Raw genomic sequence first — 14,009 nt, forward strand, 5'->3', positions numbered from 1 at the left:
TAGCCGCCAACCGCAGCAGCCCCGATCCGGCCAGCAATCCAGCAAACGGTTCCGTTATAGGGCTGCGTGTCTCGATGGCGAGCATGGCGTTCTTCACGATCGCCTGCGGCCTGCCGGCAACGAACGTCGCTCCTGATCTCTGGTACCTCGGCGACGTGAATCCGCCCATGGACGACATGCACCGCAGCGCCGTCCTGTTCCTGACCGCCGCAGCAGTCGCGTTCCCGGTGTACGTGCTCGCCGCAGTCCATGTCGGCCTCACCCGTCGCGGACGCGCCTACCTGATCCTCGCCGGTGTCGCCTTCGCGGTCCAGGCGGTGCTCCACCTCATCGCGCAACCGTTCTTCGGCATCATGGCGATGATTCCCGTCGCCGGTGCCGGCATCGCTGCCGTCATTACCTCAGGATCCATAGGGAACCGTCTCGCCAGGCCGGCCTCCGCAAAACTGCACTTGTGGCCTGACCTCATCATCGTCCCATCGGTCGTCGCGCTCACCGCTGCATCGATCGCGCAACTGGGTCGTGAGTATGTTCCTGAGGAGCCGAATCCGCCGCGGACGTTCGACTCGTCCGACGCATGGGAACGTCTCGGGGCCGTTGTCGACGCTTCCATTCCCGTGATGGAGGACGTCGAAGGCTTCCAGGTCACCCGCGGTCCGTACTATGCCGACCTTGATGTGTGCGACGACGGCGCCGCATGGAACGAAACCTGGGTCGACCTGCAAATCAAGTACGGGTTCGGCACGCTCGAACCCAGCAGCGACACCAACCTCGCGTACATGGCGGCACTGCGAGCATCGTGGGACGAGGCCGGGTACACGATCACTAAGGACGCCTCCGCTGAAGCCGCGACCGGCGACGCTTCCGAGGCGTACGGACTGGTGGCAGTGCGAGACGATGGGATCACGGTCGCCTACCGTGTGGTGCGGGGGAAAGCCGAACTGGAGATTCGGTCCGGCTGCATTCGCAAAGTCGGTGCGATCGATACCGTCGACCCCCTCTGACCAGACAGCTGGTGCTGCCAGCCTCGCGCGGCAATGCCTCATGCTGAGCCGTTGCCGTATACGGCCCCAGAACGACCGCTTGGAGGTGCCCCGGAGGTGCCTGCTTCGCCAGTGCCTGCCTGTCACCGCTTCCCGGTGCCGTGGTTGACGAACGCCTACACACGTTGTGTGACGGTGATAGGCAGCCGGCCCGGATGGACGGTCGGCGATTTCACCGGGCGGTCCCCCAGGTTGGGCACGCCGCGCCAGCACCGGGCGTGCTCGGTCTTCCGGTTCAGATATAGGCGGGCCATCGGCACTCCGGTCTCGCGGGTGCAGTACTGGCAGCCGGTCCCTCGCGGCACCGACCTGGAGCAGGCTCCAGTTCATCTCGTTCAGCGCGTCGTGGCCGTACTCGTCGGGCCTGTCCTGTTCGATGAACGCGATCGGTCCTCACGCATCGCCGACGCCCTGACGATGCGCGTCAGCGGGCGAGTCGGGTGGTCCTCCGGGACGGCACCTGAAGGGACGACGATGAAGGTCTGCCCTCCGATGACGCGCTCAGGTGTTGGCGGCGGGTTCCTCCACGCCCAGCCCTGTGCCGCATCTTCGTCGCTGGAGCGCACCCAGATCTGGCCCTCGGTGTCGCGGACCCAGCCGCCGGTCTTCCACTGCTCGCTGGTCACGGGCGCGCCTCCGTCGCCGGGGCATCCGCGCTTCGTACGGCATACGGGTTGTCGATGAAGTCCCAGATGCGTTCGATGTCGTCCGGGGTCAGCCCGTGCTTCGACTTCGGGCGGATTTCGAGGTGCGGCCCGTGCTCGGTCGGCCCGCTGCTGTTCTCGGCTTCGTTGTCGTCGCACCAGATCCAGGGACGGCCGGTGGCGGCGATCTCGGCGATGGCCGCGTGCTGGACCGCGGGCACGTCCGCTGAGGGCAGTAGCGTGTTGATCGCGTGCGGCAGTCGGGGCAGTCCGAGGAGGTCTTCGACCACATGGATTTCGGGCCCCCAGGAGGTCAGCCAGACGAGCTGGACCGCGAGGGCCTTGATGTGGTCGCGCAGGCTCGGCGCCCACACGATCAAGAATTCGCCCACGCTGGTGCGGACGTGCTTCTTGCGGGGGCGTTCCGGCCATTTGGGGCGGGCGGCGTTGACGACGCCGTCGAAGTCGAGCGCGACGATGACCGTGCCGTCATCACGGTCGAGGATGGCGTCGAAGCCGTGCGGCTGGTCCCAGCCGTGAGTGATGGCCATGGGGCTTGTTCTTCCTGTCGCGGGTACGAGGAGCGGAGGGTGCCGACGCGATTGCGGCGGTTGACGTCAAGGCCGTGCAACATGAATGGGGCGCCTTCACGAGGCAGTCGATGCTGACCACGTCGCTGCCTCGCTCTCCACTCTTCACGACAGGCTGCGGTCTGCCGCAAGGCACGGCCGCTGAGCCTGAGGCACGGAGCAGATCGGTGACCGGCGGTGCGGCCGCAGCCACCAGGTGATGACCATGCGAACCGATACCGGCGCAGCACCAGCGCGCGCTGTGACCCTACGCTTAGGGGGTACCCAGCCCGGCCCTGAACGGTGCCCCTCCGACGCTGCAACAAGGTGGACCCTATGACGGTGTTCTCGCTCCAGTGGAAGATGGGGCATGCAGGTGCCGCCGACCTGGTCTTCGGCCGTGGGACCGCGAGCATCGAAGTGCGCACCACTTACATCGGTGACGGGCTTGGTTCCATGGTGCAAGCCGCCGTCGACTTGCAGCGAGGTTCACGGTCGGCGGTCGCTCATCTCCCTGCAGAACCCTCCGGTACCTGCCTCTTCTACGGCGGCGCCAGCAGCGAAGTGTACATGCAGATAGTTCAGTTCGCCGATATGCAGTCCGTGGCCGCCCGGTGGAGCGGCGGCAAGCTCCGGTGGCATGGACGAGTCGACACCAGGGAGTATCTCCGCACCGTCGCGTTCATGGCCGAAGAGGTGCTGGACCAGTGCGGCGGTGCCGAAGCCTACGCGAAGGCCTGGGGCGGGATCCCCTTCCCGATGAGTGAACTCGAAGCACTGCGGCAAGGACTGTCGGCCTGATACGTCTCTGCCGGCAGCTGGCCTGGTCCATTCCTAATCCTTGGGGCTGCTTGAAGAAATAGGTGTACGCCGCGAACCTCGGCAAACAGGAGCGTGGCGGCCCTGCTGCAGTCCCCAAGGGCACGGTTGAAACTGCCGGACTTGTGCTGTTTCGCTGTCCGGCCGGGTGGTGCCGACTCGTTGGGAGGCTGCCGCTGGGGCCCGGTACTTGCCGCCGCGATGCGACGATGGCTTCATGTCCCCCTCATTTCTCCCTGACGCGCAGACCGTGCGGGCCCCGCTCACCGCAGGCGCGGTATGGCTCATCACCGGTTGGATCGCATTCGCACGCCACTGACCGGGAAAAACTGAAGCGACCGGGTTTGCCGCTGATGTGCACACGGCGGCCGCGTTTTTCGACGCTGCCGGATCGCTCGCGTTTCTCGCTGTGGTCGCCTACGGCATCGGCACACTGTGGATGATCGAGCGCCTTCCGACCCTCCGCTACTGTCACCGCCTGTGCTGGGACTGGTCCCGCGGGCGCTGGAGTGTCCCACCATTTGCGCCATCACGGTACTGCGGTGCCGAAGGAGTCTTCACCCGGCTGCTCACCGATGCCCGCGGTGACCGCCCGTCCCTGTTCGCCGTCATGGGCGTAGCCGAGCCTGGGCGCTGTGGCCTGCTTGGTATGGCGCCGTACTCGGTGTTCTGGCAGGGATTGTTGCTTGGCTGCTGCTTCGGATTGCCGCGGGCCTGCTGGTGCGAGCGGCGTGGTCGGTGGTGTTCGAAGCGGTCGCGCTCGACAAATACGCGGCCTCGACACTGCGGAAGTGCGCACTTGAACGGTTCGGTCCGGCGGACCCCGGCCGTCCCCGGGAGTGACCAAAGCGCGACGGCGGCCCCGACGAAGGCAACTGCTACCGCAAGGGCGATTGAGCGACACGATTCCAGGTTGCCCGGCGCTGCCGTCTGTGAGAAGCTGCCGCGATGACTACATACAGCGAGACGGAAGTCGGCGCGCGGCTGCATCGACGTAACTGGATTGCGGGATTTGACGAACCAGGTGGACCCGAAGGTCGCTCTGGCTATGCGAACGGCGGTAACGTGCGGTCGGTCGCCCCTCGGTTCACTGCCGGGCTCGCCGTTCGAATTTCGGCACTTCCGCTTTGATCTCGGCGTCGCTGACTGTCAGGAGCGCGGGGTCGTCACCGTTCGCGAGCGCCATGCCGAGCTTCCTGTTGTACGCCGCGGACTTCGCGCGGAACCACACTTCGTCCTGCGACGGCGTCCGTTCGTCGCCCGCTTGCTCCGCTGAAAGCTTCAACCAGTCGTAATACCGGTTGTCCTCGGCGAGTTCCGCTTCGATCGCGTTGCGGTACTGGCGGGGCGCGCTGCCAGTACGGAGGCGTTCGCGACCTGATTCGATACAGGTGACATCGACGACAGTCCATGGATGCCGCCAACGTTCCGCAGTGACTTCCGGCGTGGCTTGGTTCCCTCGCATCGCGTGGTTTCTGATGCGCGCCCAACCCTGCCGGCCTGGTTCGATCCGGGACGGTTCATGCCCCGCTTTGCAGGCAGGAATGTCATCGAAGTGCCTGTGGACGCAGACTCCGGTCACTTCGACCGTGGCCCACAGCCGCCATGAGTACGGCTTCGACCGCGCCCTGGCCGTCATCGTGAACACGAGCCCGGTTTTCATCCGGTCGGGCCAGCGCACCACTGTGTGCGACAGCAGCATGCACGTTTGCTCGCCCGCTGAGACGGCGCGAACGGTTCCGGCATACGACGGCATATCCAGGTACCGCTGTGTCGGTATGCTGCTCACCGGGTCCGGGACCGCCGCTGGCCTGGGGATATCCATAAGTCGATCATCGCATCACGGTGCGGGCGGTGTCGACCGGCAACGCAGCCACGGACTATCGGACGCGTGCGAGCGCCACCGAAGCGGGACTGGCGTGAGTCGGTGGCGCCGTGGACAATCGAGGTCATGAGCGTCGACTATGAGTCCGTGCACCTGTGGAAAGCCGAACATCGACTTGCGGAAGCTGAAGCACTCCGCGGCTACGGCCCCGAAGGGCTGCCAGCGTCACTTCAGGAGTTGACCGTTGAGCAGCGCCTCGCTTACCACCAGGTGTTCGTCGCTGAAGCGCACCTGCACCTGGCGCTCGCGGCCGAGCATCGGACGCAGCAGCTGAGCGCTACTGCTACCAGGGAGACGCGATACGTGGACGAGAGCGAGGCGGGGCAGCCGTGGACCGACGCAGAAGATGACTATTTGCGGGAGCATTGGGACGATGAGTCCGTGCTCGGGTTGGCGTTGGAAACGAAACGAACCACCGCCGAGGTCGTTGTCCGGCTGAAGGAACTCATGCCTGACCACCCGCGAACCGTCGCTGAACTCCGCGCGGAGCCGCCGCATCTGCAGCTTTGAGTGCGTGCTCCAGGCACGGCAGCTCACCGGTAGCGGTTGCGGACGAGCCCGACGACCAGATCGAACTGGTCGGGGTCGATGTGGTCGGCAGCGAATCCGTGCCCTGCGTGCACTTTGAGCAAGTTGTAGGCCAGGCGTGTACCAGCGCCCAGCATCGCGTTGAGCTGGTGCACCGTCAAGTCGCTCTACACACGCGGTTTGGCTAGCCGCTGGCTTATCGCCTGCTCAGCAATGTCCCACAAGGTTGCGTCGCGCGCCGGTTCAGGCCGGTCTCCACGCCATGACAGTGCCTCCAGACGCACCAGTGGTTGACGGCGGAACGTGATGACATAGTTGCGTCCTTTGCCTTCCCCTGCGAGTTTCGCGAGCACGTCGAAATTTACGCGTGCATCCGACAGTGTTGTCCTGAACCCAGCGGTCTCCTCGTCTGCGGGTGCGAGCTGCGCGAAGGCCCGTTCGGTGTCGTCGGCAAGTATCACCGCCGTGCCCGATCGGTGCACCTCCTCGAAAAGACCGAGCAGGTCAGTGTGGGCGTCACGCAGGGCGACTCGTTGCATGTCGTGCTCCAGACGGGGAAGACCGTTGGCGGGAAGGTAGCACTCATACCCGGTTGGCGAAACCCTCGGTGCGCGACAGGAGCCAGTCGGGAACGCTGTAGGTCACGTTGCCGGAGTCGGCGAGGCTGACGTTCTCAAGCGGTGCAAGGTTGAGATTGCCGATCCCGACCGCGTCGAACGCGGGCGCCAGATGTCGGCGAGGCCTTCGGCGAGTTCGATGTATCTCCCTGCGCGGGTCGGCCCGCCGGTGACCCAGTCGAACAGCACTTGGATCATGATGTCGGGAACCGTTGCTCCTGAAACCTTTACCTTGCTGGCCCAGATGAGGTTGCCGAGGACGGCGGACTCCCACGAACTGGAGCGGCCCGCGCACATCGCCGTCTCCGCATCGACGGGAAGGACACCGTCGAGCTGGCGTGCGACTTCCTGAACCGCACGGCAGGCGAGGAGCAGTGCCGCCGGCCTCGGCACGGCGACGGTGTCACAGCGCCGCGGCCACATGCGGCCAGATTGCAGCGACCTCATCTCGGGACAGCTCGGTCATGAGTGCGGTGTTGCCGCCGTACGGGATCACCGCGAAGCGCTCGCCGCCCGGGCACGAGGCGTCTCGATGCAGGAGCACTGCGCTTGCGACCGCTCCGAACTCGTCATGTGCCGCTAGCGCCGTCATGACCGCCTCGGGTTCGTCCATGATCGAGGCGTACCGGTCCGGGCCGGACTCGGTCACGACCCGGACCCAGTGCCCGTCGACGTCGTCCCACAGCTGCGCACGTTGGGGAAGGTGGACGTTCATGCCGGGCATACGGACACCGATGTGCTGGTCCAGGCGAAGTTGCAGTCCCACGGGTGTTCTCCTTACTTCAGGTTTCTCGGTTCGGAGGAACACAGGGCTTCCCTGGCGGGTCCATGAGCGCAGGATCAGGCCACGAGGCAGGCACCTCATCCGAGACAGAACCAAGCTCGAGGCTTGACAGGTAGCCATCCTCGGTGAACAAGACGAGGTCGTGGATGTCATCGTCATACGCGGTGAGAGCGATCGGGCTAACTCGAGCGGGCGCCGGCGGTACCTGCTCGCGGTCCACTTCGAGTCCTGCTGAAGGGCACCCGCACGGGCATCCGGAGACGACCCGAGCGAACGGAATCTGCGCGCGCAACGCCGTGAAGACGGGGTCGTCACCGGCAAGGAGCACTTCCAAGGTGGCGACGACGTCGCCAGGAACGTGCGCGCCACGGTCGAAGTCAGCGCGGTCCCAGTGAGCGGCAGCGGTCATGACGATGCTTTCTCGGGGTCAGGAGTGAGTGCGAAGCTACGGTACTGCTCCAAGAGCTGGTCGCTGTAGGCCCCAGCCGCCCAGCGGACCGTCTCGGGGCGAGCGAGGATGATCAGCCCGAAGGGGCGCCGCGGATAGTACGAGAAGTAGTCCGTGCAACGCAGCAGCAGGACATGGATCATCGTCTGCACGGTCTGATCATCGGCGCTCCCGCGGAATGCTTCCAATCCATCGACGACGAACACACCGTGGGCGGACCGTCCGAACCCCTTCATGGCCTCGATCGGGTCGGTTTCGGCAGTGTCCGGCCCGCCGAGTTCGACGGCAAACGCGCGAAGCCAATGCGTGAACCAGACATGGTCGTGCTCCGGTGCCTTTGCCGCGAGCGCGGCCTGGAGCACGGCGGCGCTCGCATTGCCTGGCATCACATGGACCGGTGTAGCACTGGCGGCCGCGAGACCGGTCGCGGCCTCCCAGGTTCTTGACGCGGTCAAATACTCAGTCAGGGCGGTCTTTCCCGCGCCGGGTCCGCCAGCGACCAGTGCGACCGGTAGACGCCCTGAGCCTGCGGACGCCAATGCCCGCAGTAGCGGCAGAAAACGTGCTGACGTCATGATGGTTGCCGCTCTGGCAGGAGCGCGGTCACCAGCGGCCCGGCGGCCGCGACGAAGCCGTCGAAGGCCGCCTCGACGAAGCGGCCCTCGTGCCATCCGGCGACGCCGGCAGTGTCAAGCCCGATGAGGCTCGGCAGCAGCAGGATCTCCAGCGGGTAGTGCGGTGCGGCCTCGTCATCGAGCGGCGGATGGAACACGTTGGGGTCCAGTCGCCCGGTGACCGGGTCGGGTATGTCGTCGTCGTAGAGGATGCTGAACGCGTCCCAAGCCCGCTCCCGGAGCGACTGCCGCCGCACGGCAACATTCGGACCGATACCGGGCGCCATCGCGGCGACGACCCGCAGCTGCTCACGCATCGCTGGTGCCTGCCCGGACGTGAGCAGGCTCGTGAACCAGTCCCGGTAGGTGTCCCACGTGTCGGCGGTATCGGCGGCGAACAAGAACGCGAAGTCGCTCACGTCGCACAGGGCCGTATCGGCGAGCGGGTCGATCCCTGTGGGGGCGTCAATGAGGACCACATCGGGGTAGCGACCGGACGCCTCCGCAACGGCGGCATTGCATGCGTTGAGCGCAGCGGCAAGCCGGTCGATGCGGGGTGCGACGAGACTGCTGGAGTGCTGGGGCCGGTTGCTGCCGCGGGCCGGCGCCACCCAGATCGCGCCGGTCCCCTCACCTGGCGTGTACGCGCTCGGTGCGACCAAGTCCGCTGTGGCCGCTGCTGATCCCTCCATCGCGTCGAGCACACCGTAACGGGGTAGGGCCGCGCCGGGACCGAGCATGAGGCGCCCGCCGGGAGAGCGAACGTCCAAGTCCACCAGGAGCACCTGGCGGCCCTGCCCAGCGAGGTGGCGGGCGAGCATGACCGCGGCTGTAGTGCGGCCAGTGCCGCCAGTGGCGCTGTGAAGGACGCACCGGGCGGTGTAGGTGGCGCCAGGCTCAGCTGGTTCGTTCATCGTGGGGTTCCATTCAATGCAGCGGGGCGGGAGAGTCAGTCGAGGTCGTAGTCGCAGTAGCGGTTGAGCAACTGGGCGCTGTTCTGCTGCACGGCCCATCGCACCGTCTCGCGGCGGACGAACACGAGCAGCCCGAAAGGCCGGTCCGGTATCGACCGCAGATGGTCAGCGGTGTCGAGCAGGAGCACTCGAATCATGGTCTGTACGGCGTCGTCGCTCGCAGTACCGATGAACGCTTCCAAGCCGTCGACGACGAACAGGCCGGTCCGGGATTTCCCGATCTCTTGGAGTACGTCGAACGGGTCGGTGCCATCGGGGACGGTTTCGCTGAGGTCGGCAACGAAGGTTCGGAGCCAGTGCCTTCCCCACGTGTAGTCCCAGTGCGGATCGGGCGCCTGAAGCTGTTCCTGGAGGAACGGTGCCGCAGCAGTGCCAGGACTGGCGTAAACGGGAGCGGCAGCATCAGGACGGCTTGGCGGTGTCCAAGTGCTCGCGGCCGCGACCTGTCCGGCGAGCGCGGTCGCTCCCGTCTGCTCGCCGCTGACCAGGAGCGCCACCGGTAGGCGGTCCTGGTTGTCGATGGACAACCGGCTGATGGGACCAGGCAGGTCAGCGGCATTCGTCGTCAGGATGCGCTCCAGCGGCAGTCGGCAGCGGTGGCGAACGGGTGCGGTGCGGTTCGTGAGGTGGTCACCGCAGCGATGGTGTCAAGTATCAACTGGCAGTGTCCGCCTCGGGCTTGCCGGGGGTCGGTGACAAGCGGGCGAGCAGCTGACCATTGTGGGCTTCTGCGGATTCGGCACGGGCGAGTGCGGCTGCGAGGAGTTCCTTCGTTGAAGCCAGGTCCGTCCTGACGCCGTCCAGTTGTCGTTCGGCCGCGTCGGCGGCCCGTTCGGCGGCGCTGGTGCGGGCCTCGGTGCCTGCCAGGGCACGTTCCAGGTCGATGCGGGCCGTCTCCAGCTCGGCGACCCGGGTCTGGGCGGCGTCGTGAGCGCGCACGGTCCGCTCATGGTTGCGCCGCTCCTCATCGAGTGCGGCGTCGGCGGCGGACTGCGCCTGCTCGGCCGCACGGGCGCGCTCGTTGGCAGCCTGGGCTGTGGCGGCGGCGTCCCTCTCGCGGGCCTCGGCGGCGGTAAGGTCGCGGGCGGCCGTCTCGGCGGCGGCGACGGCCCGAGCGGCGGCGGCGCGCTGGTCGGCCAGGGCCTCCATCGCGGCCGCGACTTCCTGCCGGGCCTCGCGGACCTGTGCGTCCCGGTCGGCGACGGCCTCGTTCCGCTCCTTCTGGGCGGTCTTGCGGGCCTCGACGGCCTCCTCGACGTCGCCTCGGGCGCGGGCAGCGGCGTCCCAGGCGGCGTTCTCGCTCTCGATCGCGCGGTCGCGCTCGACCACGGCCTGCCGGGCGCGTTCCTCGGCCTGCTCGGCGTACGCGAGCGCGTCGGACTCGACCGTTCCGATCCCGGCCTGGAGGGCCCCGACCGTGCCGACGATGCCCTCCAGGAGGTTCTTGATCTCGGTCAGGCGTGGCTCGCCGGCCTCCAGTGCGGCGACGACGCCCGCGGCGCGGTCGCCGAAGTCGGCGATGGCCACGTCCATGCCGGTGGCCTGCTCGCTCTGGCTGTCCTTGGCGGCCTGGAGGCGGCAGGCGTCAGAGCAGTACTTGCGGGGCTTGGTCTTGGACGGTGGCAGCTCGTTGTCGCAGTCGCGGCGGGCGCAGTACCGGGGCGGGGCCGGGGAAGCGGGCGTGTTCATCGCCTCAGCTTAACAGAAAGAAAGAGATAAAGGAATCTGTATCTCAGATAAGATAACGGAATCTGAATCTATGACACAGCGATGGCCCGTGATAACGCCCCTTATCATGGGTTAAGATCGAGTAATGAGCGCGCGGCCGCCGCCTCGCGGGCGTCAAAGCTCGCAAAAGCCGCTTATGTGCGCATGGCATGGGCGCTGACCTGCGGTTTCGCTCGATCGAGGCGGCCGCGGCATCCCGACCGTGGCCATGACCCGGAACGACGCGGCCAAAGGCCGAAAAGGAGGAGGGCAGGATGAGACGGGGAATCACCTTGCGGCCGCAGTCGCGAGGCCAGCGCTGGGAGACCACACCCGATGCAGGCCAGGAACGTGTCCGTTATGCGGTAGGGCAAGGTACCAGCACCGACATGATTACTTGCGGGAATTTCCCGGACCCTCCCACGGCGGAGGCCCGCCGGTGAACGCCGTGCCACAGCGATTCGACCCGCACGACGGGTCAGGCACACCCGCGGTCCCCTCCAGCGTCGACGAGCGCACCCGCGCCCTATGGCGATCCGCCGACGAGGTCCTGGCCGACGTGCGCGAGGCCGTCCGCCCCGAAAACACCAAACGCGCCTACACCCAAGATTGGGCCAAGTGGCAGCGGTGGGCCACTCTCCACGGCCGCCCTGACCCCGGCGCGGCCGAGCTGGCGCACCCCCTGCGGTTCGTCGAGTTCGCCGCCTGGCTGTGGGAGAACGGCGCCCCCGCCGCCACTGTCCGTCGCCGCCTCGCCGGCGCCGCCGAGGGCCTGCGCGCCGCCCTCGCCGCCCGCCACGGGGCCACCGAAGCGCACCGGCTCGTCTACCCCGGCATCACCGCCGACGCGCAGGCCGTCCTTGCCGCCGCTGAGAAAACCTGGTTCGAGAACGGCGGTCGCACCCGCGGCGCCGAACGCGGCTCCGCGCCCGTCATCACCGTCACCGTGCTGCGCCAGCTCGTGGACACCTGCGGCGACGACGCCGCCGGTCTGCGCGACCGGGCCCTGCTCACCCTCGCCTACTCGTGCCTGTCCCGCCGCTCCGAGCAGGCCCGCCTGCAGATCGGCGACGTGACCCTGGTTCCCGAAGGCATCGACGTCGACTTCTGGACCGGGAAGTCCCGTGCCTCCCGCCGAACCGTCGCCGTGCCCTACGGCCGCCACCGCGAAACCTGCCCCGTCCGCTCCTGGACCGCTTGGCTTGACTTCCTCCGCACCGGCGCCACCCCGACCGGGCCCGGCGATCCCGCCTGGCGGCAGGTCAACCGGTGGGGCCACGTCCTCACCGGGGCCCTGTCGGCCCAGGCCATCGGCGACATGGTCACCCGCCGCGCCACCGAAGCCGGACTCGCGCTGCACTACACCGCCCACGGCCTCAGAGCCGGGCTCGCCACCGACTCCAGTGCTGACGACCGCGCCATCGCCCGCCGCGGCGGCTGGGCCGAAGGCTCGCGCCAGCTTGGCAAGTACCGGCGTGAGAAAGACCGATGGAACGACAACCCCGCGACCGATGTTGGGTTGTAAAGGGCGTTCGGCTGATGCTTGCACCTGGACCACGCGCCTGCGGCCATCGCCGAGTCCTGGCGAGCGCGACTCGCCACCGGCGAGCTCGTCGGCATCGCCGCCCCTGCCGCCGCATGGGGCCGCGCGGCCTGAACACGAGGCAAGGACGGCTATTCGGCGGGCTTGGTCCCGACCGGGTAGCCGTTCTCCATGTACAGGGTCTGGCCGGAGACGATCGCCGTCAGCGAGGCCTCGATCCGGCGGGCGACGAGCGGGTGCATCCGCTCGTGAACCTCGTCAACTGTGCACCACCACCAGGACTTGAACTCGGTGGGGTCCAGGACGATCGCGTTGGTCTGCGCTTCGGTGAGGCGGCCGCCGTCGAACACGAAGATGATCCCCTCGGTCCGCGTCGCGGTGCCGCTTGGCGGGACGTAGTCGACTGCGACGAGGCGCCCCGGTTCGATGACCAGGCTCAGCTCCTCCTTGACCTCGCGGGCGGCAGTGTCGGCCGGGGGCTCGTCCTTCTCGCCGGCCCTACCCGGTGCCTCCGCGACTTCCTGGTACGTCGGCTGGCACAGCAGCACGCGCCCCAAGTCGTCGGTGAAGATCACCGTTGCGGCGGTGCGCTTGGTGGGGATGGTCCTGGTGTGCGCGGCCGAGCCGATGTTCTTGCTCTGCTCGAACTCCGGAGCATCATTCACCCCGCGAACCTAGCGGCAGGCCGCACCGCAACACGCGCAATGCCTCGCGACACGAGCTCCGCTGTCATCGGCGAGAACAGGTCCGTCGATGCCTGCTACTGGACGACCTGTGCCTGACTGCGCTCGGCTACTTTGCGCCTGGTGACAGCTACCCGAGCACCGGGCCTAGAAAGCCCCGCTTCGCGTTCTTTTCCGATTACTGTCGGAGGGCCTTTCTGCGACACCAGGCAACGTGCCGCAGCCGCACCAGACTGGTCATTTTCTGGGCATCTGTGGTTGACTGGAAGCATGACCAGAAAAAGCCCAGAGCCGGGCGCGGTGGCAGAGGCGCTGCGGGCGCTGCTGCGCCGCGGGCTTCCCGCCGCACCCGACGCGGTCACCCCCGCGCTCCTCGATCTGCGCGGCGTCGCCGCGCGCGCCGCCGACCCCGCCGACGAGGCCAGCCGCCGGGCCGCGCTCGACGGCCTGTTGCGCTCCACCCTCGCCCGCTTCCCCGACGTCAAGCACTCCAGGTCCGTCCGGGCCCTGTTCGGCATGGCCCCGGCTGAGCCGGGATGGAACCTCACCCGCCGGAGGGACGCGGCCGCAGCCGCGTGCGGCATGGAGGTCAACCACTTTCGCAAACGCATCGAGCCACGCCTGGTCGAGGTCGTCGCCGCATCGCTCGTCGCCGACGACGAGGCCTTCACCCGCACGAGCGCGATCGCGCCCCGGCTCACCGCCGCGACCGCACGGCAGCGCATCCCGGCCGAGCCGTTCGCGTGGGAGGTCGCCGAGCACGAAGCAGCGCTGACCGCAGTGTGGGCCGCGATCTACGCCCTGCGAGCCGAGCTGCTCACCATCGAGCGGCTCCTCAGCCTCGGCGCAGGCCGCAGCGAGGTCGTCCCCCACGCGGTCGACGCGGCCTGGGCATGGGGCCGGACGCGGCGAGCCGCCCTCGACTTCACCGACGGCTGGGACACCGGCCTCGATCCCCACGCCCTGGTAGCCCTGGCCGGATGGGCACCAGCCCTGGCCGCGCCCGAGGCCGACCGGCTCACCCAAGCTGCCGCGGCCGCGAGCGACCGCACCGCGTTCCTGACCGCCGTCCGCAGTGACATCGCCCTCTCCGACGCCTGGATCGAACCGTTCTTCCACACCACCAACACTGACATCGACTAGTAAGGACC

The 14,009-nt window shown here is 67.7% G+C and carries 18 protein-coding genes; 5 read left to right on the forward strand and 13 right to left on the reverse strand.

Annotation, left to right across the window (positions count from 1 at the left end; translation table 11 throughout):
• Positions 1 to 83 precede the first annotated feature (83 nt).
• Complete coding sequence (locus LO763_RS19795; RefSeq protein ID WP_230787739.1) at positions 84 to 1,004, forward strand: hypothetical protein; 921 nt, start codon at positions 84 to 86, stop codon at positions 1,002 to 1,004.
• 374 nt (positions 1,005 to 1,378) lie between these two features.
• Here the strand turns inward: LO763_RS19795 and LO763_RS19800 are convergent, their stop codons facing one another.
• Positions 1,379 to 1,669: a hypothetical protein gene (locus LO763_RS19800; RefSeq protein WP_230787741.1), complete on the reverse strand. Its 291-nt coding sequence runs from the start codon at positions 1,667 to 1,669 to the stop codon at positions 1,379 to 1,381.
• Positions 1,666 to 2,238, reverse strand: a complete 573-nt coding sequence (locus LO763_RS19805) for an HAD domain-containing protein (protein WP_230787743.1) — start codon at positions 2,236 to 2,238, stop codon at positions 1,666 to 1,668. The genes LO763_RS19800 and LO763_RS19805 overlap by 4 nt, the downstream gene beginning before the upstream one ends.
• Before the next feature lie 354 nt (positions 2,239 to 2,592).
• Between LO763_RS19805 and LO763_RS19810 the strand changes: the two genes are divergently transcribed.
• On the forward strand, positions 2,593 to 3,057 hold the full coding sequence (locus tag LO763_RS19810) for a hypothetical protein (RefSeq protein WP_230787745.1): 465 nt from the start codon (positions 2,593 to 2,595) through the stop codon (positions 3,055 to 3,057).
• Between the two features lie 1,105 nt (positions 3,058 to 4,162).
• Here LO763_RS19810 and LO763_RS19815 read toward each other — a convergent pair.
• Positions 4,163 to 4,777 carry a hypothetical protein gene (locus LO763_RS19815; RefSeq protein ID WP_230787747.1) on the reverse strand — a complete coding sequence of 205 codons (615 nt, stop codon included), beginning with the start codon at positions 4,775 to 4,777 and terminating at the stop codon, positions 4,163 to 4,165.
• A gap of 249 nt (positions 4,778 to 5,026) precedes the next feature.
• Here LO763_RS19815 and LO763_RS19820 point away from each other — a divergent pair, with 249 nt between their 5' ends.
• Positions 5,027 to 5,470: a hypothetical protein gene (locus LO763_RS19820; protein ID WP_230787749.1), complete on the forward strand. Its 444-nt coding sequence runs from the start codon at positions 5,027 to 5,029 to the stop codon at positions 5,468 to 5,470.
• A 23-nt stretch (positions 5,471 to 5,493) separates the two neighbouring features.
• Here LO763_RS19820 and LO763_RS19825 read toward each other — a convergent pair whose 3' ends face one another.
• The 9 genes from LO763_RS19825 to LO763_RS19865 form a co-directional block, all read right to left on the reverse strand.
• Positions 5,494 to 5,649, reverse strand: coding sequence for a hypothetical protein (locus LO763_RS19825; protein ID WP_230787751.1), 156 nt, complete (start codon positions 5,647 to 5,649; stop codon positions 5,494 to 5,496).
• A 6-nt stretch (positions 5,650 to 5,655) separates the two neighbouring features.
• Positions 5,656 to 6,027 (reverse strand): hypothetical protein, encoded by a 372-nt coding sequence (locus LO763_RS19830; protein ID WP_230787752.1) that lies wholly within the window; start codon positions 6,025 to 6,027, stop codon positions 5,656 to 5,658.
• Between the two features lie 102 nt (positions 6,028 to 6,129).
• On the reverse strand, positions 6,130 to 6,528 hold the full coding sequence (locus tag LO763_RS19835) for a hypothetical protein (RefSeq protein WP_230787754.1): 399 nt from the start codon (positions 6,526 to 6,528) through the stop codon (positions 6,130 to 6,132).
• Positions 6,509 to 6,871, reverse strand: coding sequence for a hypothetical protein (locus LO763_RS19840; RefSeq protein WP_230787757.1), 363 nt, complete (start codon positions 6,869 to 6,871; stop codon positions 6,509 to 6,511). Before LO763_RS19840 ends, LO763_RS19835 begins: the two co-directional genes overlap by 20 nt.
• Positions 6,872 to 6,887: 16 nt before the next feature.
• A complete protein-coding gene (locus tag LO763_RS19845) occupies positions 6,888 to 7,298 on the reverse strand; it encodes a hypothetical protein (RefSeq protein ID WP_230787759.1) in 411 nt (136 codons plus the stop codon).
• Entirely contained in the window at positions 7,295 to 8,008 is a 714-nt protein-coding gene (locus LO763_RS30295) for an AAA family ATPase (protein ID WP_439650307.1), read from the reverse strand. Before LO763_RS30295 ends, LO763_RS19845 begins: the two co-directional genes overlap by 4 nt.
• On the reverse strand, positions 7,909 to 8,964 hold the full coding sequence (locus tag LO763_RS19855; RefSeq protein ID WP_369432036.1) for a KGGVGR-motif variant AAA ATPase: 1,056 nt from the start codon (positions 8,962 to 8,964) through the stop codon (positions 7,909 to 7,911). The genes LO763_RS30295 and LO763_RS19855 overlap by 100 nt, the downstream gene beginning before the upstream one ends.
• The gene (locus LO763_RS19860; RefSeq protein ID WP_230787767.1) at positions 8,901 to 9,452 is read right to left on the reverse strand and encodes a hypothetical protein; all 552 of its coding nucleotides are present in this window, start codon (positions 9,450 to 9,452) and stop codon (positions 8,901 to 8,903) included. The genes LO763_RS19855 and LO763_RS19860 overlap by 64 nt, the downstream gene beginning before the upstream one ends.
• A gap of 127 nt (positions 9,453 to 9,579) precedes the next feature.
• Positions 9,580 to 10,614 carry a coiled-coil domain-containing protein gene (locus LO763_RS19865; RefSeq protein WP_230787773.1) on the reverse strand — a complete coding sequence of 345 codons (1,035 nt, stop codon included), beginning with the start codon at positions 10,612 to 10,614 and terminating at the stop codon, positions 9,580 to 9,582.
• Between the two features lie 457 nt (positions 10,615 to 11,071).
• On the opposite strand from LO763_RS19865, the gene LO763_RS19870 reads away from it, so the two are divergent.
• On the forward strand, positions 11,072 to 12,157 hold the full coding sequence (locus LO763_RS19870) for a tyrosine-type recombinase/integrase (RefSeq protein ID WP_230787774.1): 1,086 nt from the start codon (positions 11,072 to 11,074) through the stop codon (positions 12,155 to 12,157).
• Positions 12,158 to 12,306: 149 nt separating this feature from the next.
• Here LO763_RS19870 and LO763_RS19875 read toward each other — a convergent pair whose 3' ends face one another.
• The gene (locus tag LO763_RS19875; RefSeq protein ID WP_230787776.1) at positions 12,307 to 12,840 is read right to left on the reverse strand and encodes an NUDIX domain-containing protein; all 534 of its coding nucleotides are present in this window, start codon (positions 12,838 to 12,840) and stop codon (positions 12,307 to 12,309) included.
• A 288-nt stretch (positions 12,841 to 13,128) separates the two neighbouring features.
• On the opposite strand from LO763_RS19875, the gene LO763_RS19880 reads away from it, so the two are divergent.
• The gene (locus LO763_RS19880) at positions 13,129 to 14,001 is read left to right on the forward strand and encodes a hypothetical protein (RefSeq protein ID WP_230787777.1); all 873 of its coding nucleotides are present in this window, start codon (positions 13,129 to 13,131) and stop codon (positions 13,999 to 14,001) included.
• Positions 14,002 to 14,009 lie beyond the last annotated feature (8 nt).

It is taken from the genome of Glycomyces amatae (assembly GCF_020991375.1).
Classification (GTDB): Bacteria; Actinomycetota; Actinomycetes; order Mycobacteriales; family Micromonosporaceae; genus Glycomyces; species Glycomyces amatae.

What these genes read in the sequence shown, in the direction of transcription:
- LO763_RS19830 (WP_230787752.1), bottom strand. Translation starts at nt 6,027, where the DNA reads ATGCAACGAGTCGCCCTGCGTGACGCCCACACTGACCTGCTCGGTCTT.
- LO763_RS19855 (WP_369432036.1), bottom strand. Translation starts at nt 8,964, where the DNA reads ATGGGCCGTGCAGCAGAACAGCGCCCAGTTGCTCAACCGCTACTGCGA.
- LO763_RS19880 (WP_230787777.1), top strand. Translation starts at nt 13,129, where the DNA reads ATGACCAGAAAAAGCCCAGAGCCGGGCGCGGTGGCAGAGGCGCTGCGG.
- LO763_RS19810 (WP_230787745.1), top strand. Translation starts at nt 2,593, where the DNA reads ATGACGGTGTTCTCGCTCCAGTGGAAGATGGGGCATGCAGGTGCCGCC.
- LO763_RS19820 (WP_230787749.1), top strand. Translation starts at nt 5,027, where the DNA reads ATGAGCGTCGACTATGAGTCCGTGCACCTGTGGAAAGCCGAACATCGA.
- LO763_RS19845 (WP_230787759.1), bottom strand. Translation starts at nt 7,298, where the DNA reads ATGACCGCTGCCGCTCACTGGGACCGCGCTGACTTCGACCGTGGCGCG.
- LO763_RS19865 (WP_230787773.1), bottom strand. Translation starts at nt 10,614, where the DNA reads ATGAACACGCCCGCTTCCCCGGCCCCGCCCCGGTACTGCGCCCGCCGC.
- LO763_RS19835 (WP_230787754.1), bottom strand. Translation starts at nt 6,528, where the DNA reads ATGTGGCCGCGGCGCTGTGACACCGTCGCCGTGCCGAGGCCGGCGGCA.
- LO763_RS19795 (WP_230787739.1), top strand. Translation starts at nt 84, where the DNA reads ATGGCGTTCTTCACGATCGCCTGCGGCCTGCCGGCAACGAACGTCGCT.
- LO763_RS19805 (WP_230787743.1), bottom strand. Translation starts at nt 2,238, where the DNA reads ATGGCCATCACTCACGGCTGGGACCAGCCGCACGGCTTCGACGCCATC.
- LO763_RS30295 (WP_439650307.1), bottom strand. Translation starts at nt 8,008, where the DNA reads ATGGCACGAGGGCCGCTTCGTCGAGGCGGCCTTCGACGGCTTCGTCGC.
- LO763_RS19815 (WP_230787747.1), bottom strand. Translation starts at nt 4,777, where the DNA reads ATGCTGCTGTCGCACACAGTGGTGCGCTGGCCCGACCGGATGAAAACC.